Origin of the sequence: Streptomyces sp. 1331.2, assembly GCF_900199205.1 — a bacterium.
Classification (GTDB): Bacteria; Actinomycetota; Actinomycetes; order Streptomycetales; family Streptomycetaceae; genus Kitasatospora.
The window spans coordinates 3,787,061-3,805,977 of sequence record NZ_OBMJ01000001.1 but is presented as its reverse complement, the minus strand read 5'-3'; the positions used below and the strand labels follow the sequence as shown (position 1 = coordinate 3,805,977).

The following is an 18,917-nucleotide window of genomic DNA, read 5'->3' as shown; positions in this document are numbered from 1 at the left end:
GTGACCTGTCGAAAATCAGACCATCTTGCCCGGGTTGAGGAGGCCCAGCGGATCGAAGACCGCCTTCAGCTGCCGCTGCAGTTCCAGCGCCACCGGGCCCAACTCGCGGGCCAGCCACTCCCGTTTGAGGAGCCCCACCCCGTGCTCCCCGGTGATCGTGCCGCCCAGCTCCAGCCCGAGCGCCATGATCTCGTCGAAGGAGCGCTGGGCACGAACGGCCTGCTCCTCGTCGCCCGCATCGAAGATCACGATCGGGTGGGTGTTGCCGTCCCCGGCATGGCTGACCACCCCGATGGTCAGCCCGTGCCGCTCGGCGATCACCGCGACGCCGTTCAGCATCTCGGCCAGCCGGGAGCGCGGCACCGCCACGTCGTCGATCATCGTGGTGCCCAGCCGGTCCATCGCCGGCAGCGCCATCCGCCGCGCGGCCAACAGCAGGTCGGACTCCGCCTGGTCCTCGGCCGGAACCACCTCGGTCGCCCCGGCCTCCCGGCACAGGCGCGCGACCCGCGCCAGCTCGGCCACCCGGTCCGGCCCATCGAAGGCCACCAGCAGCAGCGCCTGGGTCGACTCCGGCAGCCCCATCTGCCCCATCTCGTTGACGGCCCGCACCGAGACCGCGTCCATCAGCTCCATCAACGACGGGGTCAGGCCGCGCGCCATCACCTCGCAGACCGCCGCACCCGCCGCGTCCGCGCTCGGGAACTCCGCCGCCAGCGCCAACTGCGGGGCGGGCGCGGGCCGTAGCGCCAGAACCGCCCGCACCACCACGCCGAGCGTCCCCTCCGAGCCGACGAACAACCGGGTCAGGTCGTACCCGGCCACGCCCTTGGCCGTCCTGCGGCCGGTGGACAGCAGCCGCCCGTCCGCCAGCACCACGTCCAGGCCGAGCACGTACTCGCTGGTGACGCCGTACTTCACGCAGCAGAGGCCGCCCGCGCCGGTGCCGATGTTGCCGCCGATCGTGCAGGACTCCCAGCTGGACGGGTCCGGCGGGTACGCCAAACCCAACTCCTCGGCGGCGTGCGAGAGTTCGGCGTTCACCACGCCCGGCTCGACGACCGCGATCCGGTTCACCGGGTCGATCTCCAGGATCCGGTTCAGCTTCAGCAGCGACAGCACGATGCAGCCGTCCACCGCGTTCGCCGCACCCGACAGCCCCGTCCGGGCGCCCTGCGGCACCACCGGCACGCGCAGCTCGGTCGCGGTGCGCATCACGTGCTGCACCTGCTCGACCGTCTCCGGGAACACCACCACGGCGGGCACACCGGCCGCACAGAAACCCGCCATGTCGCGGCTGTACGCGGCGGTCACCTCGGGATCCGCCACCACCGCCCCGGCCGGGAGGCCCTGCGCCAGTCGGTCCGTCAGATCACTCATCGCCGCCTCCGCTCACCGCCCGACCGCCTCCACCTCCGCACTCTGCCCGGACGGCAGGTGCCGGGCAAGTGGGCCTCGGGAGGGGCGAGGGACGGATGGGAAACGGAGGACGGGAACCGGGCGGAACAGGGGACGGGTGGGACGGGAGACGGGTGGGGAAGCGGACGGCAGGTGCCACACCGCAGCCGGGTCGGGCGCGGCGGAGGGTGGGGGTGGCCAGGGCGGTGAGGCCTGCGGCAGCGGTGGCGAGGGCGCAGAGGAGGGTGGGGAGTGCGGCTCCCGCCGTGTCGGCGAGCAGGCCCAGCAGGGCGTTCGAGAGCACCAGCGCCACGCTCTGCACCAGCGTCAGCAGCGCCTGCACGCGGGAGAGGTGGGTGTGCGGCGCCCCCGTCAGCACCAGCGGTCCGAGGTGGCAGGCGAAGAGCCCCGAGCCGACGCCCGCCACCGCGCTGCCGGCCACCGCCGGCACCGGCTCCGCGGCCAGGGCCAGCAGCGCGATCCCAGCCGACGCCGTACAGAGCCCGGCCGCCGCCCCGACGCCCGCCCGGGGCAGCGTGCCCCGCCAGGCGACCAGGCCGGCCACCGCGAGCACCCCGGCCGCCTGCCCGCCGCTCACCAGTCCGGCCGGACCCGCAGCCCAGCCGTGCGCCCGGGCGAGCAGCGGGCCGAGGAGCGACACCACCGGCAGCAGCGCCCCGGCGGCCGCGCCGGTGAGCAGTAGCGCGGCCCGCAGCAGCGGGTCGGCCAGGGCCAGCCGGACCCCGGACGCCGCCTCGTGCAGCAGGCCGCGCGAGGCGGCGGGGCTCTGTCCGGCGGCGGCAGAGGATGCCGCCGGGGGCCGGACCCGCAGCAGGACCAGCAGGACGACCCCGAAGCTCACCGCGTCGGCCACCGCCGCACCGGGCAGCCCGGCCACGGCGACCAGCAGACCGCCCAGCGGCGCCCCGAGCAGGACGGCGCCCTGCCCGCCGGCCTGGCGCAGCGCGAGCGCCCGGGGCAGGCCGGCGGCGGGCACCAGGCGGCGCGGCAGCGATCCGCTCGCCGGGAGGTAGAAGGCGTCGACGGTGCCGATCACGGCGGCCGCCGCGACCAGCAGCCACAGCGGCGTCCCCACCCGGCCCGCCAGGAGCGCCAGGGCGAGCGTCGCCACCACCATCACCGCGTCCCCGGCGAGCATCACCCGGCGGGCGCCGAACCGGTCCGCGACCACACCGCCCAGCAGGACCAGGGCCGTTCGCGGCACGGTGACCGCCGTCAGGACGAGCCCGGCCGCCCCGCCGCCGTGCGCGGAAGCGGCCCAGCCGAGGGCGAAGTACAGCGCGGCGTCGCCGAGCAGCCCGGCCTGGGCGCCGGCCAGCCAGAGCAGGTACGGACCGGGGAGCGCGGCGCGCGGCGGGGGCGGGGTGCGGACGGCAGTGGTCATGCCGGGCGACGCTAGGACCCTCGACCTGGTCGAGGGCAAGCGCGCGCCCGGGGCTCGAACGAGCGGCCTACCGGCGGACCACCGGCTCCTGGAGCTCCACCACCCACCGTGCGGGGTCGTCCGGGCACTCCAGGTAGAGCTCGCGGGCGTAGCCGGCCGAACGGTAGCCGTTCTCCTCGATGAAGCGGGCCAGGGCCTGGAAGCTGCCCACCGAGTCGTCCATCGAGCCGCGGTGCACGACGGAGGCGGCCTGCTCGACCGGCGGCAGGTCGAGCAGTTCGACATCGGCCCGGCCGGGCCGCACCGAGCGGGCGATCGGGACGGCGACCAGGATCCGCACCGAGCCGTCGCCCTCCGGCGAGTCCTCGTAGCGGGCGACGGACGGACCGGTCTCCGCGATCCCCGCCGCGGCCAGCCGGCGGCACAGTTCGGTGAACAGCGGGCCGATCACCGGCCCGATCTCCTCGGGCTCGTAACTCGCTGCCACACCGGTCAGTTGGGCCACCCGGACGGACGGCACGGGCTTCACCACGACTTCGTGCTGGGACATCGTCCCCTCGCTCTCGATCGTCCGGAGCCTCGCCTCCACCCGGGCCAGCCGCTGCTCGTCCGCTGCGATCGCCTCGGCGAGTTGGGCCCGTCGCAGCCGCAGCATCCCGCGCAGGGCGGCCGCGTCGACCTCCTCGTCGAGGACGGCCCGCACCTGCTGCAGCGTGAAGCCGAGCTCCTTGAGCGCGATCACCCGGTTGAGCCGGGCGAGTTGGCCCGCCTCGTACGAGCGGTACCCGCTGACCGGGTCCACCCGGGCGGGCCGCAGCAGGCCGATCGCGTCGTAGTGGCGCAGCATCCGCACCGACACCCGGCCGTGGCTGGCGAAGTCTCCGATGTTCAACATGGTGCTTCCACTCCACGGCCTCCCACGGTGTCAGGGTCAACCCCCCTCGCCCCGGACCGCCGAACCGCCCCGGCTCCGGCCCCGGCTCCGGCCCCGCGGAAACACCGAGGGCGGGTGCCGAGGGGTCTCGGCACCCGCCCTGAGCAGGTGGTTCTCCTACCAGCGGAGAGCGTGGGATTCGAACCCACGGTGACGGGTCACGCCACGACAGTTTTCAAGACTGTTCCCTTAGGCCGCTCGGGCAGCTCTCCAGGCGGAGGTCAGCCTAACGGGTCCGGCGGGGTTCGGTGCACACGGTTTCGTGCCGGTGCGGGTCAGTGGGCGGGGGTCACTGGTCGCCGTCGCGCTGGCCGAGGACGACCTTGGTGTTGAAGGTCTGGCCGTTGCGGGTGTACTCGACGTCGACGGTCTCGCCGGGCTTGTGCGTCCAGATCCGGCTGACCAGGGCGGGGCCGTTCTCGATCGGCGCGCCGCCGAGCTTGGTGATGACGTCGCCCGGCTTGAGGCCGGCCTTGTCGGCCGCGCCACCGGGGGTGACGGCGGGCTGGCCCTGGATGTCCTTGGTCTGGATCTGCGCGCCGTCGCCCTTGTAGTCGTCGTTGCGCAGCACGTCGAGCTTGGCGTAGACCGGCTTGCCGGTCTTGATCAGGGTGTCCGCGACCCACTTGGCCTGGTTGATCGGGATGGCGAAGCCGAGGCCGATGCTGCCGGCCCGGCCGTTGGCGGAGGCGTTGGACTGGATCGCCGAGTTGATGCCGATGACGGCGCCGCCGGAGTCGAGCAGCGGGCCGCCGGAGTTGCCGGGGTTGATCGAGGCGTCGGTCTGCAGGGCGTTCATGTAGGAGGCCTGCGAGCCGGTCTCGTCGCCGGAGGCGACCGGGCGGTCCTTGGCGCTGATGATGCCGCTGGTGACGGTGGACTCCAGGCCGTACGGCGCACCGATCGCGACGGTGGCGTCGCCGACGTTGACCTTGTCGGAGTCGGCCAGCGGCAGCGGGGCCAGCTTGCTCTTCGGCGGGTTGTCGATCTTGACCACGGCGACGTCGTAGCCCTCGGCGTGGCCCAGCACCGAGGCCGGGTAGGAGGTGCCGTCGGCGAACTTGACGGTCAGTTTGCCGCCGTTGAGGGTCGGCGCGACCACGTGGTTGTTGGTGAGGATGTGGCCCTCGGTGTCGAAGACGAAGCCGGTGCCGGTGCCCGACTCGCCGTTGCCCTGCGCCTTGATGGTGACGACGCTGGGCAGCGCCTTCTGCGCGATGGCGGCGATCGAGCCGGGGGCGGGCTCGTTCTTCTGGGTGTCGCTGGCCTGGACGGTGGTGCTGCGGTGGTCGTCCGCGGAGCTGCTGCTGCCGTTGCGGTCGGCGACGGTCACGCCGAGCGCGCCGCCCGCCAGGCCGGCGACCACGGCGACGGCCGCGATCAGGGCGACCAGGCCGCCGCGCTTCTTGCGCGGGCCGCCGCCGGTCGGGCCACCGGGGTACTCGGCCGGGTAGCCGAGCGGACCGCCCGGGCCGCCGGGGAAGCCCGCGCCGCCGGAGGTGGCGTCGTGGCTCGGGCCCCAGCCGCCGAGCGGCTGGCCGGCGCCGAAGGGGTGGTGGCCGTGCGCGGCCGGGGCGGCCGGGGCGGCACCGTACGCGTCGTGGGCGCCGGCGGCGGGGACACCGTGGGTCGGGGTGGCGTACGGGTTGCCGGCCGGCGGCAGCGCCGGGGCCGCGGGCGCGGCGGCCGGGGCGGCCGGAGCCGCGGGAGGCAGGACCGGCGGCGGGGCATCGAGGTAGCCGGTGGCCGGGTCGACGGCGGGCGCCTCGGCGACCGGCGCGGCGGGCGCGGCGGCCGGGGCCTCCGGCGCGGGGACCTTGGTGAGCGCGACGGTGGGCTGGTGCCCGCCCTCGGCCTGAACGCTCCCGGCCTGAACGCCCTCGGTCGCCGGAGCCTCGGCGGGCGCCGCCTCGGGCTCGGGGATCCGGCTGAACGCCATGGTCGGCTTGTGCCCGCCGTCGGCCGGGGCCGCGTCGGCCTCCGCGGCCGGAGCGGCCTCGACGGGTGCCGCCTCGACGGTGCCGGCCTCCGGCTCGGGGACCCGCCGGAAGGCCATGGTCGGCTTGTGCCCTCCCTGAGCGGGGCCCTCGGTAGCGGTCTCGGCCGCTCCCTGGCCGGCGGGCTGCTCCCCCTGCGGCCCGGTGGGCCCAACCTCGCGCTCGGTGCTCACGGACGACCTCCATAGCTGACAGAACCAAGGACCATAGTTTTTCGCACCGTCGATTCGATTGCCGTAAGGACCCCTCTGAAGAACTCATAAGAATCCTTAGCCGGCGCCGACGACAGCCCGTCGAAAGCCGACGAGCGCCGACGAGCGCCGGCGGCCGAGGGCTCCCCTCCCCCGCCGGGCGTCCCGCGATGCGGACCGCACTCCGGCCTGGCCTTGGAGTTCGCCCCCGTGCCGGTTAGCCTGTCGCTCCAAACTGACACGCGGGAGCTTGGACCGACCAGGCTGAGAGTGCGCATGTCGAAGGTACGCCACGCGAGCGGGGCGGTCCTTCGAGGGGGCGCTGACCGCCGGAACCTGTCCGGGTAATGCCGGCGTAGGGAGTATCGGCCATGCCGCCTGCTTCGCCATCCTCTTCTTCGGGCGCGTCCGCGTCCAAGGATTTCCCCGAGTCCTCCGCGGCCGCCGCGACGGCCGTCCTGGACCGGCACGAGCGCGTCGAGGCGCCGCTGGTGCTGGACACCGAGCCGCCGCGCACCCTGCGCTTCCGGGACCACTTCGCGCTCTGGATGAACCTGGGCGTCAGCCTGATCGGCTTCTCCACCGCCGCGACCGTGCTCGGCGCGCCCGGCAGCGAGCTGTCGCTGGCCGCCGCGGTGACCGCGATCGCGGTCGGTACGGCGGTCGGCACCGCGATGCTCGGCGTGGCCGCGCTGATCGGCGCCCGGACCGGCGCCCCCGCGATGGCCAACCTGCGCGGGCTGTTCGGCACCCGGCTGTCGTACCTGCCGACGGTGCTGAACATCGTGCAGTGCATCGGCTGGGGCGTGTTCGAGCTGCTGACGATCTCGGCGGGCGCGCAGACCGTCGCCCACACCACCGGCTACCGCTGGCTGTTCGTGCTGCTCGCGGGCGCCCTGACCACCGCGCTGACGATCTGGCCGCTGGGCTCGATCGCGGTGCTGCGCCGCTTCGTGGCCGGGGCGGTCGCCGTCGCGATGGTGTACTTCACCGTCCAGCTGGGCCGCCAGGGCGTGCCGGACCCGGGCGCCGGAAACTGGCACGGCTTCCTCGGCGCGACCGACGCGATGATCGCGGTGTCGGTCTCCTTCGTCCCGCTGGCCGCCGACTACACCCGGCACTCGCGCACCGGGCGCTCGGCGTTCTGGGGCAGCTTCTCCGGCTACACGATCGCCCAGGTCTGGTGCTACGCGCTCGGTCTGATGGCGCTGCTGCAGTCCGACGGCGACCCGAACAAGATCTTCGACTCCTTCCTCGGCGTCTGGGCCGGCTGGCTGTTCCTGCTGGTCCTGGTGCTGCGCGAGACGGACCAGTCCTTCGCCAACGTGTACTCGACCGCGATGTCGGTGCAGAACCTGCTGCCGAAGGTGGACCGCCGGCTGCTGAGCGGCGGCATCGGCGCGCTGATCACCGTGCTGGCGCTGCAGATCGACCAGTTCACCGACACCTACTACAACTTCCTCGGCCTGATCGGCTCGGTGTTCGTGCCGCTGCTGGCGGTGCTGGCGGTGGACTTCTTCCTCGGTGCCGGGCGGCACGGCTGGAACCTCTCCGCCGACGCGCCGTCGCGCTGGACGATGCTGCTGCCGTGGGCGCTGGGCTTCGCGGTCTACCAGTTCATCGCCCCGACCAAGGTGGCCGGCTGGTGGACGGACTTCTGGACCTCCGCCCAGGAGGCGCTGCACTTCACCCCGCAGGAGTGGACCTCCGCCTCGCTGTTCGCCTTCCTGGTGCCCGCCCTGGCCACCTGGGCGCTCACCCCGCTGGCCCGCCGCACCGCCCGCTGAGGCGGGCCGGACGCCCGACAGTGCGCAGACGGCCCCGCAGGTTGGGGCCGTCTTCTCCTCCGCGTCACCTCCGCCGCCTATCGTTGGCGCTGTGACCAGCCCAGACCTGTCCTCGACGGCGGCGCGCACCGCGCCGCCCGTCCAGGTGATCGCCCACCGCGGTTCCTCCCACGCCCTGCCCGAACACACCCTCGCGGCCTACCGCCGCGCGCTCGACGAGGGCGCGGACGCCGTGGAGTGCGACGTCCGGGTGACGGCCGACGGCCACCTGGTGTGCGTGCACGACCGGCGGATCGGCCGGGTCTCCAACGGCCGGGGCACCGTCTCGGCGATGACGCTCGCCGAGCTGGAGGCGTACGACTTCGGTGGCTGGAAGACCGGCCGCCCCAGCACCGACCCGGAGCTGCGCGGCGTCCTGCGGCTGGACCGGCTGCTGGAGCTGGTGGTGGACTGCGGCCGCCCGGTGGACCTCGCGATCGAGACCAAGCACCCGGTGCGCTTCCGCGGCCGGGTGGAGGCCGAGCTGCTGCGGATGCTGGAGCGGTACAAGATCGGCGCGGCCCGGGAGGGCGACCGCCCGTCCGCCCGGATCATGAGCTTCTCCTCGGTCGCGCTGAACCGGGTGGCCGCCGCCGCGCGGGACTACCGGCGGGTGTTCCTGTTCGAGCGGACGCTGCCGCTGCTCGGCCGGCTGCGCGAGGGCTCGCCGCTGCCGGGCGGGGCGCGGATCGCCGGGCCGGGCATCGAGCTGGTGCGGGCCCGCCCGCAGCTGGTGACCAGGCTGCGCGAGCTGGGGCACCAGGTGCACGTGTGGACGGTGGACGAACCGGCCGACGTCGAACTCTGCCTGGAACTCGGGGTGTCCGCGATCATCACCAACCGGCCCGCCGAGGTGCTGGCGCAGCTCGGCCGGTGATCCGCCGACGCACCGACAGCGGTCCCCGTCCGCGGCTGATCACGACCGATCACGACTGATCACTCTGGTCGGCAGCCAAACCTTCGCCGCACGATATTGCCGGAATTCCGGCCCCCGGGCGACAGAGGGTGAGCACGGAATGACCTCCGGTCGACCCTCGGTCGCGACCGTCGAAATGGGCCCGCGGGATCGTCCGGTGCTCGTTTCCGACGCATTACCAAGGGGCATCTCTCCCTCGGCATACGCTGAAGGAGGTCCGGGGGTGGCGTTGATGGTGGCGCGCGAAGTGCCGGCTTCATCGACCATGGCAGTGCCGCACGGCCCAGCGAGTGTCGGGGTCGCACGGCGCCGACTGCGTCGAGATCTGGGTGACCGACAGATACCGGAACCGGTCATCGATGATGCCGTACTGATCCTTTCCGAGCTGTTGAGCAACGCGTGCCGGTACGCCCGCCCGCTCGGCCCGCTGCCGGCGCTCGGCCGCAGCGCCCGGGCCGAGGTGCTCGGCCAGGTGCTGGTCGGGGTCCCGTCCGGGGCGCACCCCGTGCGGGAGGGTCGGGAGCACGGTGACTGCGACGGCCCGGCGCAGCCGGACGGCGGTGTACTGGTCCGCTGGCAGATGCACGCCGACGGCGTGCTCACCCTGGAGGTCACCGACGGCGGCGCGGCCACCCGGCCGCTGCCCGCCGGTCCCTCGCTGACCTCCCGCGGCGGCCGCGGACTGAACATCGTCGACGAACTGGCCAGCGACTGGGGCGTGCGCGACGCGCCCGGCGAGGTCACAGTGTGGGCGGCACTGCCCGCCCGCGCCCGGCACGCCCGGCGCGGCGGCGACGCCCGCAGCGCGTAGCGGGCTCAGGAACGTCAGTAGGCTTCCCGGGACAGAGGACCACCGTTCCCGGGAGAGCCGCACCATGGGCAAGAAGGCCGCCAAGAAGGCGCCGCAGCGTCAGTCCACCACCGCCGTCACGGGCGAGATCCCCGTGGTCGGGGCACGCGAGGACTGCCCCTGCGGCTCGGGCCGCCGGTACAAGGCCTGCCACGGCCGGGAGGCCTCGCACGCGGTGCAGGAGCTGGTGCACCGCCCGTTCGAGGGCCTGCCGGGCGAGGCCGACTGGGTCGCGCTGCGCGAGCTGGTGCCCGCCGCCACGGTGCCGCTGACGCTGGCCGCCGGCGTGGCCGAGGGCGCCACCGGCGACGTCCCGTCGGTGACCCTGGCCACCGTGCTGCCGCTGGCCTGGCCGGCCCTGCGCCGCCAGGACGGCTCGATCCTGCTCGGCCTGCAGACCCAGTCCGCCTCCGGCGACCTCAGCCGCGACCTCGCGGACGCCCTGGAGCTGGCCCTGGCCACCGAGCCGGGCAACCCGGTGCCGGCCCGCCGGACCGTCCCGGGCGGGCGCCGCCTGCAGGACCTGCTGGACACCACGGCCGAGTTCACGCCCGCCGTGCACACCGGCTTCGAGTTCTGGCTGGAGGACGCCGAGACCGCCACCGGCGAGGTCGCCGCCTCCCTGGAGCGCGCCAACGCCTCGGCCATCCCGACCGAGAAGCTGGCCGGCCTGGACGCCGCCTACTGGTGCGGCACCCCGGACAAGAACCACCTGCGCTGGGTCATGACCGTGCCCGAGGAGCAGCTGCTGGACGCGCTGGCCCGGCTGAACGCCGCCGGCGAGGCCTCGCTCGGCCCGGACACCCGCCTGGTCGGCTCGTTCCGCGCGCACGGCCTGACCGTGCCGGTCTGGGACCTGCCGCTCGCGATGACCGCCGCTGACTGCGAGAAGCCGGCCGCCGAGTTCCACCAGCGGCTGGTCGCCACGCTCGCCGACGCGACCCCGCTCACCGCCGAGGAGCGGCGCGCCCGCGCCAACCTGGTGAACCGTCAGGTCACTTTGAACTAAAGGGCGCAGGATCGGCGTGATACGCGTCACATTGTCGCGCTGAACGCGCAATTTCCGGGCGTGGAGGGCGTCTTGGAAATTGGCGCGGGCGCAGATCCTTGTTACTGTCTAAAGAGTCCGGCCGCTGGTGCATCCCCCGTCGCCAGCGGCCGGATCTTTTGTTTTTCCGGCGGGCCGCGCGGATCACCGCGGATCAGGCGCCCGGATCACCGCGGATCGAGCCGCGGTTCGAGCCGCTACCGACCGCCCGGATCACTGCGGATCAGTACGCCGAGCGCCCGCTGTCCAGCCGGACCGTCGCCTCCACCAACTCGCCCAGCAGCGGCCCGACCTGCGGCAGCCAGACCCCACCGCCCTCGCCCGGCCGCGGCGCCAGCACCCAGCGCACCCGCCCGGCCGGCCCGCCGGGCGGCAGCGCCAGGAAGCCGCCCGGCCCGTGGTAGCGCAACGAGCCAGGCACCCAAGGCAGTTGGGCGAGCATCTCGCCGAGCACGTCCAGCGAGTACGGGGCCACCAGCAGCGCGTAGCGGCCCGGCATCGCCAGCACCGGGCCGAGCGGCATCCGCAGCGCGCTCAGGTAGGCCAGCGCCCGGGCCCCGGCCGCCGCGGGCAGGCTGACCGCCGAGACGGTGGTGCCGGTGGCGGCCAGCACCGGTGCGTCCGGGCTCTGCCGCTCCCACCACCAGCGCACCATCCGGGCGTCCGTGGTGGCGGCGAGCAGCGAGGGGTCGTGCGGGTGCGCGGCGGGGACGGTGCAGTCCAGGTCGCCGCAGGAGCAGCGCCCGCCGTCCAGCACCGCGCCCGGCACCACGGGCCAGCGGTGGTCGACGGCGGCCGCCAGGGCCGCTTCGAGCCGGGCGGCACGCTCCTCCGACCGGTCCTTCGGGTTCTCACGCATGGCGCTCGTTCCTTTCCCTGACCGCTCGGTTCGCTCCGCCTCGGTTCGCTCCGCCCGCAGGCATCCGTCGGGACGTCCCGTACGGGCCCGCCGCGGCACGGCCCCGGGCGGCGCGGAGCGGGGCGGGCGAAATGGCGGACGGCGCGGCTACGACGTGGATCACGACATGAGAGGGGCCGCGCACTGGAACAGCCCTTGGAACGAGAATCCCGTATGCGACCGGATGGACGCCGCCCGGGCGCGCTTGGTTCCACCGTACGAGTGAGAGAGTTCCGGCTGACCCGGCTCACGGGCGGCACGGGCATAGCATCCGGACGGCCGCCCGGTCCGTTCCCTCGGTTCTGCCCGCTCGCGGCTCCCTCCATGCCTCCCGGCCCGAGCGGCGCGCACACGAAGCACGCACGCCCCCCGACCGGGTCGCGATGGCTGTGGAACCGGCCCCCGCGTCCTCCCGGATCTGGACATGCCCCGAATGGCCTGTGTAGAAGTGGTGGCATTGCTGTCGATCAATGACGAGTAGTAGCGAATCGAGGCGAAACACGCCCTTTGGCCGTGCTCGCTCCACATTTGGCCGCATCTGGGGGTTTCGCATGGCACGTAGCACCGCGTCAGGAGTGGCGGCATGACCGAGTCCCACCCGTCGACGGCCCTCCCGACGACGACCACCGCCGAGCCTGGCGAACCGGGCTGCGCAGGCGGGCTCACCGTCCTCGACCCGCCGCCGGGCCTCCCCGGCCCCACCGACGCGCCGCAGGGCCCGGCGGCGGACCGCACGGCCCCGTCCGCCGCGGTGCAGGACCGTTTGGCCGGACGCCTGTCCGATATCACCAGCCTGCACGAGCACACCGAGCAGCTCGCCCGGGTCCGCGGCCTCGCCGCCACCCTGGACACCGTGCTCGCCTCCGGCGCCGCCCTGCTCGGCGCCCGCCGCGGCGTCCTGGTCACCAGGCTGCCCGGCGGCGGCCCCGGCCAGCCGATCGGCCTCCACCTCGACCGCTCCAGCCTCGGCGCCCTGGAGACCGTCCCGACCGAACAGAGCCTGCTCGCCCGGCTGCTGCGCGAACAGGACCGGCCCGAGCAGCTGCACTCCCCCGACCTCGCCACCGACCCCGCCACCGGCGCCCGGCTGCGCGAACTCGCCGTCCACCTCGGCCTCGGCGGCGCCTACGGCCTGCCGCTCGCCACCGCCGAGGACGGCCCGCTCGCCGCCGTCCTCTGGTTCTGGGACGAGCCCGCCGAACCGACCCAGGCGCAGCGCGAACTCGCCCGCCACTACTGCGAGATCGCCGCCCCGCTGCTCGCCAAGCAGCTGGAGGCCGACCGCATCCTGCGCACCACCGAGGCGCTGCGCCGCGGTCTGCTTCCCGACCGGCTCCCCCGCACCGACGGCCTGCGGCTGGCCGCCCGGCTCGTCCCGGCCGGGCTCGATCGCTCCTGCGGCAGCGACTGGTACGACGCGATCCCGCTGCCGGACGGCACCGTCGGCCTGACCGTCGGCTCGGTCTCCGGCGACGGGCCCGGCGCCGGCCCCGGCTCCGCCCCCGGCGCGGCCGCCGCGATGGGCCGGGTACGGGCCGCGCTGCGGGCGTACGCGGTGCTGGAGGGCGAGGACCCGGTCTCCGTCCTGGGGGACCTGGAGCTGCTGCTCAAGACCACCGAGCCGACCCGCAGCGCCACCGCCGTCTACGCCTGGGTCGAGCCCGAGGACCGCCGGATCACCCTGGCCGGCGCCGGGCACTGCCCGCCGATCCTGGTCGGCCGGCACGGCGCCGAGTTCGTCGAGACCTCGCTCTCCGCCCCGCTCGGCATGCTGGCCTGCTGGGAGGCGCCCGGCGTGGAGCTCACCGTCGAACGCGGCGACACCCTGCTGCTCTACACCGAGGGACTGGCCCGCCGCTGCGGCCCGACCCTGCACGCCGGGCAGGCCAACCTGCGCCGGGCCGCCGCCGACGCCCCGCGCGACGTGCGGATCGACCCGGACCGGCTCTGCGCCCACCTGCTGGCCGTCTGCCCCACCCCAGAGGCCGCGGCGACGGCCACCGACGACCTGATGCTGCTCGGCGCCCGCTTCGAGTGACGGCGCCGGGCCCATGGGGGTCCCCCGGCCGGAGGCCGGGGGAGGGTGCACCGGGCCCGAACAGGCGAGCGGCCGGGCGTCCGTACCATGGACGCACGGCCGCCCGCGCGTGTCGCGATCCGACACTCCCCCCAGGGGCGGCGGTACCACCCCCAAGGAGGCGTTGCAGTGACCGAGGACCGCACCCCCGCGCTGGCCGAGAACCCCGAGGCCGAGGGCGGCGAGGAGCCGCAGGAGTTCAAGGGCCGCAAGAACGGGCTCTACGGCGAGATCTCCGACGAGCTGGCCGCCTCGATGAAGTCCGGCTGGGCCGACACCGAGCTGCACGGCCTCGCGCCCGTCGCCCAGGCCCCGTACGCCGCCGAGCGCCGCGCCAAGCTGTCCGCCGCCTACCCGGGTGAGCGCCTGGTGGTCCCGGCCGGCAACCTGCGGGTGCGGTCCAACGACACCGACTACGCCTTCCGCGCCGCCAGCGAGTACGTGCACCTCACCGGCGACCAGACCGAGGACGCCGTGCTGGTCGGCGAGCCGACCGGCGGGGCGGGCCACGAGTTCGTCCTCTACCTGCTGCCCCGCTCCGACCGCGAGAACGGCGAGTTCTGGCTGGACGGCCACGGTGAGCTCTGGGTCGGCCGCCGGTACAGCCTGGCCGAGCAGGAGCAGCTGCTGGGCCTGCCCGCGCGCGACGTCCGCAAGGCCGCCGAGGAGCTGGCCGCGAAGGCCGCCGACTCCGCCGTGCCGACCCGGATCGTCCGCGGCTACGACGCCGGCCTGGAGGCCGCGCTCGCCGACGCCCTGGACGCCGACCGGGACGCCGAGCTCAAGGAGTTCCTGAGCGGCCTGCGGCTGGTCAAGGACGACTGGGAGATCGGCGAGCTGCGCGCCGCCTGCGACGCCACCGTCAAGGGCTTCACCGACGTGGTCCGCGAGCTGGGCCAGGCCGTCGCCACCTCGGAGCGCTGGATCGAGGGCACCTTCTGGCGCCGCGCCCGGGTCGAGGGCAACGACGTCGGCTACGGCACCATCGCCGCCGCCGGCCCGCACGCCACCACCCTGCACTGGGTCCGCAACGACGGCGACGTGCGCCCCGGCGAGCTGCTGCTGCTGGACGCGGGCGTGGAGACCCACACCCTCTACACCGCCGACGTCACCCGCAGCCTGCCGATCAACGGCCGCTTCACCGACCTGCAGCGCAAGATCTACGACGCGGTCTACGACGCCCAGGAGGCCGGCATCGCCGCGGTGAAGCCGGGCGCCCGCTTCCGCGACTTCCACGACGCCTCGCAGCGGGTGCTCGCCGAGCGGCTGCTCGCCTGGGGCCTGCTGGACGCCACGGTGTACGACGTCGAGAAGGTCCTGGAGCTGGGCCTGCAGCGCCGCTGGACCCTGCACGGCACCGGCCACATGCTCGGCCTGGACGTCCACGACTGCGCCCACTCGCGCCGCGAGGAGCACGTCGACGCGCTGCTGGTGCCCGGCATGGTCCTCACCGTCGAGCCCGGCCTGTACTTCCAGCAGGACGACCTGACCGTGCCGGAGGAGTACCGCGGCATCGGCGTCCGGATCGAGGACGACATCCTGGTCACCGCCGACGGCAACGAGAACCTGTCGGCCGGGCTTCCCCGCCGCTCGGCGGACGTCGAGGCCTGGATGGCCTCGCTCGCCTGAGCCTGAGCGCTCGCGCGGCTGAGCGCTTGCGCGACCGAGCCCGAGCGCCTGGGCAGCCAAGAGGGCCCGGCCTCCCGAGCAGTGGGAGGCCGGGCCCTCGGTCATGGGGGCGCAGTCATGGGGCCGCCGAACGGCTACCGCCCGCCCAGGGGGGCGAAGGGGTTCCAGCGGGCGGCCTGGTGGCCGTTGGACCGGGCGCCCACCAGGACCTCCACGTCGCCGTGGACCGGGGCCTTCTTCAGCGCGATCCGGAAGGCGTACTCGACCGAGTCGCCCCACCGGTTGACCTCCAGCCCGGTCGGGGCGACCGCGGTCAGGCCCTCGCAGTCCTGCTTCAGCTCGACCGGCTTCCAGGCGCCGCCGACCATGGCCTCCACGGTGACGTCGTCCGCGGCCAGCTCGTCGGCGGCCGAGACGGACACCACGGGGTGCAGGTCCGCGGTGCCCTCCGGGGCGGAGACGACGAAGCCGAACGCGGTGGGGCTCGTCCCGACCTTGACGCTGCCCGCGGACACGCCGGTCACCTCCGGGCCGTGGTGGTCGACGACCGTGGCGTTCACCACGGCCTTCGCCATGCCGCGGTAGTCCGTGGAGCCCGGCACGGGGGCGTCCGCCTCGATCCCGATCCGGCCCGGACGGTTGGCCGGGGACAGCCGCATCCGGTACTCGATGGTCCGGCTCTCGCCGGCGGCGAGCGTGAAGGCCCCGTCGTTGCGGTTGGTCACGTAGTCCATCCCGGTGCCCTGGCTGAGGCTGTCCAGCTTCTTCCAGCCCGAGGCGTCCTTGCGCTCCAGGGTGCCGTCCGCCATCGCGACCACCCGGCTGCAGGGTGCGCCCTCGTACTGCTGGGTCGCCACCACCGGGGCCACGCTGCGGGTGCCGGTGGCGTCGTTGTTCTTCCAGGTGACGGAGAAGGACACCAGGTCGTTCAGCTCGATCTGCCGACCGTCGTCCAGACCGGTGAAGGTGATCCCGATGCCGCTGCCGCTGCCCTTCCCGTTGCCGGTGGACGGGGCGGGCGCGGTGGAGGCCTTCGGCGCGGCGCCGGCCTTCGGGGCGGTGGCGGCCTTGGCGGCAGTGGGCTTGGCGGCCGGCTTGGTCCCAGCCGTCACGGCGGCCGCGGCCTCGGGGGTCTCGGCGGGCGCCGGCGCGGCGGTGGGGGCGGCGGGGTCGGTGGTCGGCGCAGCCGGGAGGGCGGGGACGGCACCGGCGCCGGGCGTCACCGAGACGGCGGCCGGGGTGGAGACGGGGGCCGAGGCGGCGGCCGGGGCGCCGTTGTCCGCCGGACCGCAGGCCGTGACACCGACGGCGGCGATGACGGCCAGCGGAACGATCTTCGCAATACGGGCAATAACGGACGCGCTCATGGGACAGTCCCCCCAAGGACATGGTGATGGTGATGATCGGATGAACGGGCGCCTCGTCGCGCGCCCCGAGGAGCCGGCCCGAGCCCCGGCTCCGCCGGCTCGCTCTCCCCGCCTCTCACCCTGATAGACGTCCATCCCGCCCGGGGGTTGCAGCCGGGTTCGACACTATTTTTCGCGCGTTCCCGCCGGAACGCCGAAAGGCGCCGTGACCAGGGGAAACCCCTCGTCACGGCGCCTCAAGGACGGCCCGCTGCGGGCTACTTCGCGGTCACCCGGACCGGCACGGTGTGCTGGCCGACGGTGACGGCCGGCCCGTCGGCCGGGATCGACAGCGCCTCCGCCGTCACGGGCATCACTCCGGCACCGTCCTCCTTGGTCAGCTTCATCCGGTACTTCAGCGTCACGCTCTGCCCGGGGGCCAGTGCGAAGCTCCCGGCGATGCCGGGCTTGCCCGCGCCCGGCCGGTTGAGGTCCACCGGAGTCCAGACCGCGCCGTCCTGGCGCTCCAGCGTCCCGTGCACGGTCGGCTGGCTGCCCCCGTACGATTCGGCGACCACGTGCGGGGTCACCTGGGCGTAGGCGGTCTTGCCGGTGTTCTTGAAGGTGACCGAGAACGTCGTCGGGCTGCCGTCGTCGGGAATCTGCTGGCCCGTGACCAGGCCGTCCACGGTGATACCGATGTCCGTCCCGCTCGCCGTCGCCGAGGCCGGCGGCTGGTGGCCGCTGACGTCCAGGGTGTCGAGGATCGAGACCAGCGCGGGCTGGTAGTCGCTCTTCAACCCGTTCGCCACCACGAACACCTGGTCCGAACTCAGCCCCCACAGCTGGGCCGTGAAGGTGTCACCGGGCTGGCAGGTCACCTGCCACTGCGTCTTGTCGATCGTCTTCCCGGCCACGATGTCCCTGGTCCGCACGGGGGTGCCGATCGAGGAGTAGCCGTTGGCGGGGACGTAGGGGCGGCCCCAGACCGGGCAGTTCGGCTGGTGGCCCCAGCCGCTCTCCGAGCCCAGGTCGGCCATCGTGGGCCAGGCGCCGCCGTCCAGTTCGTCCGGGCTGTTGTACGCCACGACCAGGACGCCGTACGGCTCGCACTGCGCCGACGTCCAGCCCGGCTGCGGGTCCGTCGGCGCGCCGGGGCTCAGGACGCAGACCCGGCTCGCCGAGAGCTGCACGGCCTTCCAGCCCGCGGGGACCTTGAACTTGACGCCCCGCAGGTTGTACGAGCTCGCCGGGCCGACGGGCAGGGTGTTGGTGGCCGACGGGCCGGAGGACGGGGTGCCGTTGGCCGGCCGGACGTCGGTCTCGGGCTCGCCCGTCGGCGTGCCGGTGTCGGTGGCGGTGGCCGTCGGGCTGGGGGAGGTGGTCGGCTCCGCGGTCGGGCTGGGGGAGGTCGTCACGGTGGCGGCCGGCGGCGGCACCTGGTCGTGGGCGACCGGCTCGCCGTGGAAGGTGAGCACGCCGAGCGCCATCGCGGCGGCCAGGCCGAGCGGCACGGTGACGGCGTACACCGGGCGCAGCCGGCGGATCCGGCTCTTCGGGGGCGCGGCCGGGCGCAGGCTGTCCGCCGTCACCAGGGAGGCGCGGGCACCCATCGCCTCGCGGAGCAGCCGTTCGGTCGGAGTCTCGGCCGGCCCGTCGCCGTCGCCGCCGATCCGGCGGGGGAGCTTGTCGGTCATCGAACCTTCTCCAGGTGCTTTTCCAAGGCGTCCAGGGCGCGACTGGCCGTGGACTTCACGGCACCCCGGGACAGCCCCAGGGTCTCGGCTATCTGCGCCTCCGACATGTCGGACCAGTAGCGCAGCACCAGCACCTCACGCTGGCGGGGGGTCAACTCCTGCAGGGCGACGAGCACCCGTCGGTGTTCGTCGTTGAGCACCGCGTGGTCCTCGGCGGACGGGGCGTCGGCCTCGTGCGGCGGCACGTACTCGCGGGCGGTCTTGCGGCGGCGCAGCATCGACCGGGCGCCGTTGACCACGGAGGTCCGCAGGTAGCCGAGGGCGTTGTCGAGGTCGTCCAGGTCCTCGCCGTACCGCTGGTAGAGCTGGGTGAACGCGTCCTGGACGACGTCCTCGGCCAGGTCCTGGTGGTCGACCAGCAGGACCGCCATCCGGACCAGGCCCAGCCGGTGGGCGTGGTACAGGTCGGTCAGGGTGGGCCGGTCCTCCGCCGGCTTGCGGCCGCCGCGCAGCAGCCGGAATCCGGAACGGCGCTGCTTCGCCTCCTGCTCGGTGACGGGGCCGGCGAGCGGCTCGCCGACCTCCTGCACGCCGAACAGCAGGGCGATCGCGCCGCGGACGGAGAATCCCCGCCTCCCGGCCGGTGCGACGGTCGGCCCGATGGCCATGGACATGTGCGCTTCCGCTTTCCCCCGGGACGGTGAC

At 74.3% G+C, this 18,917-nt stretch carries 14 protein-coding genes and 1 tRNA gene; 6 read left to right on the top strand and 9 right to left on the bottom strand.

Annotated elements, in window-relative coordinates:
* Positions 1-15: 15 nt before the first annotated feature.
* From CRP52_RS16095 to CRP52_RS16075, 5 genes are all read right to left on the bottom strand, one after another.
* Entirely contained in the window at positions 16-1,380 is a 1,365-nt protein-coding gene (locus CRP52_RS16095; RefSeq protein ID WP_097237025.1) for an FAD-binding oxidoreductase, read from the bottom strand.
* The gene (locus CRP52_RS16090; protein WP_097237024.1) at positions 1,373-2,803 is read right to left on the bottom strand and encodes an MFS transporter; all 1,431 of its coding nucleotides are present in this window, start codon (positions 2,801-2,803) and stop codon (positions 1,373-1,375) included. The genes CRP52_RS16095 and CRP52_RS16090 overlap by 8 nt, the downstream gene beginning before the upstream one ends.
* 67 nt (positions 2,804-2,870) lie before the next feature.
* Entirely contained in the window at positions 2,871-3,698 is an 828-nt protein-coding gene (locus CRP52_RS16085) for a MerR family transcriptional regulator (protein ID WP_097237023.1), read from the bottom strand.
* Between the two features lie 163 nt (positions 3,699-3,861).
* Positions 3,862-3,949 (bottom strand) — tRNA-Ser (locus CRP52_RS16080).
* 77 nt (positions 3,950-4,026) lie between these two features.
* Complete coding sequence (locus CRP52_RS16075) at positions 4,027-5,907, bottom strand: S1C family serine protease (protein WP_257032519.1); 1,881 nt, start codon at positions 5,905-5,907, stop codon at positions 4,027-4,029.
* A 389-nt stretch (positions 5,908-6,296) separates the two neighbouring features.
* On the opposite strand from CRP52_RS16075, the gene CRP52_RS16070 reads away from it, so the two are divergent.
* The 4 genes from CRP52_RS16070 (at position 6,297) to CRP52_RS16055 (ending at position 10,526) form a co-directional block, all read left to right on the top strand.
* Positions 6,297-7,712 carry a purine-cytosine permease family protein gene (locus CRP52_RS16070; protein ID WP_097237022.1) on the top strand — a complete coding sequence of 472 codons (1,416 nt, stop codon included), beginning with the start codon at positions 6,297-6,299 and terminating at the stop codon, positions 7,710-7,712.
* 91 nt (positions 7,713-7,803) lie between these two features.
* A complete protein-coding gene (locus tag CRP52_RS16065; protein ID WP_097237021.1) occupies positions 7,804-8,628 on the top strand; it encodes a glycerophosphodiester phosphodiesterase in 825 nt (274 codons plus the stop codon).
* A gap of 271 nt (positions 8,629-8,899) precedes the next feature.
* Entirely contained in the window at positions 8,900-9,478 is a 579-nt protein-coding gene (locus CRP52_RS16060) for an ATP-binding protein (protein WP_097237020.1), read from the top strand.
* A gap of 64 nt (positions 9,479-9,542) precedes the next feature.
* Positions 9,543-10,526, top strand: coding sequence for a DUF5926 family protein (locus tag CRP52_RS16055; RefSeq protein ID WP_097237019.1), 984 nt, complete (start codon positions 9,543-9,545; stop codon positions 10,524-10,526).
* Positions 10,527-10,788: 262 nt separating this feature from the next.
* Here the strand turns inward: CRP52_RS16055 and CRP52_RS16050 are convergent, their stop codons facing one another.
* Positions 10,789-11,424, bottom strand: coding sequence for a bifunctional DNA primase/polymerase (locus CRP52_RS16050; protein ID WP_097237018.1), 636 nt, complete (start codon positions 11,422-11,424; stop codon positions 10,789-10,791).
* A gap of 622 nt (positions 11,425-12,046) precedes the next feature.
* On the opposite strand from CRP52_RS16050, the gene CRP52_RS16045 reads away from it, so the two are divergent.
* Together CRP52_RS16045 and CRP52_RS16040 are read left to right on the top strand one after the other, a co-directional pair.
* Positions 12,047-13,501, top strand: coding sequence for a PP2C family protein-serine/threonine phosphatase (locus CRP52_RS16045; protein WP_097237017.1), 1,455 nt, complete (start codon positions 12,047-12,049; stop codon positions 13,499-13,501).
* A 168-nt stretch (positions 13,502-13,669) separates the two neighbouring features.
* Positions 13,670-15,169, top strand: coding sequence for an aminopeptidase P family protein (locus tag CRP52_RS16040; RefSeq protein ID WP_373560500.1), 1,500 nt, complete (start codon positions 13,670-13,672; stop codon positions 15,167-15,169).
* A gap of 134 nt (positions 15,170-15,303) precedes the next feature.
* Here the strand turns inward: CRP52_RS16040 and CRP52_RS38245 are convergent, their stop codons facing one another.
* From CRP52_RS38245 to CRP52_RS16025, 3 genes are all read right to left on the bottom strand, one after another.
* Positions 15,304-16,536 carry a hypothetical protein gene (locus tag CRP52_RS38245; protein ID WP_179852809.1) on the bottom strand — a complete coding sequence of 411 codons (1,233 nt, stop codon included), beginning with the start codon at positions 16,534-16,536 and terminating at the stop codon, positions 15,304-15,306.
* A gap of 257 nt (positions 16,537-16,793) precedes the next feature.
* Positions 16,794-18,212: a hypothetical protein gene (locus CRP52_RS16030; protein ID WP_097237015.1), complete on the bottom strand. Its 1,419-nt coding sequence runs from the start codon at positions 18,210-18,212 to the stop codon at positions 16,794-16,796.
* A complete protein-coding gene (locus tag CRP52_RS16025; RefSeq protein ID WP_257032517.1) occupies positions 18,209-18,886 on the bottom strand; it encodes an RNA polymerase sigma factor in 678 nt (225 codons plus the stop codon). Before CRP52_RS16025 ends, CRP52_RS16030 begins: the two co-directional genes overlap by 4 nt.
* Positions 18,887-18,917: the final 31 nt, after the last annotated feature.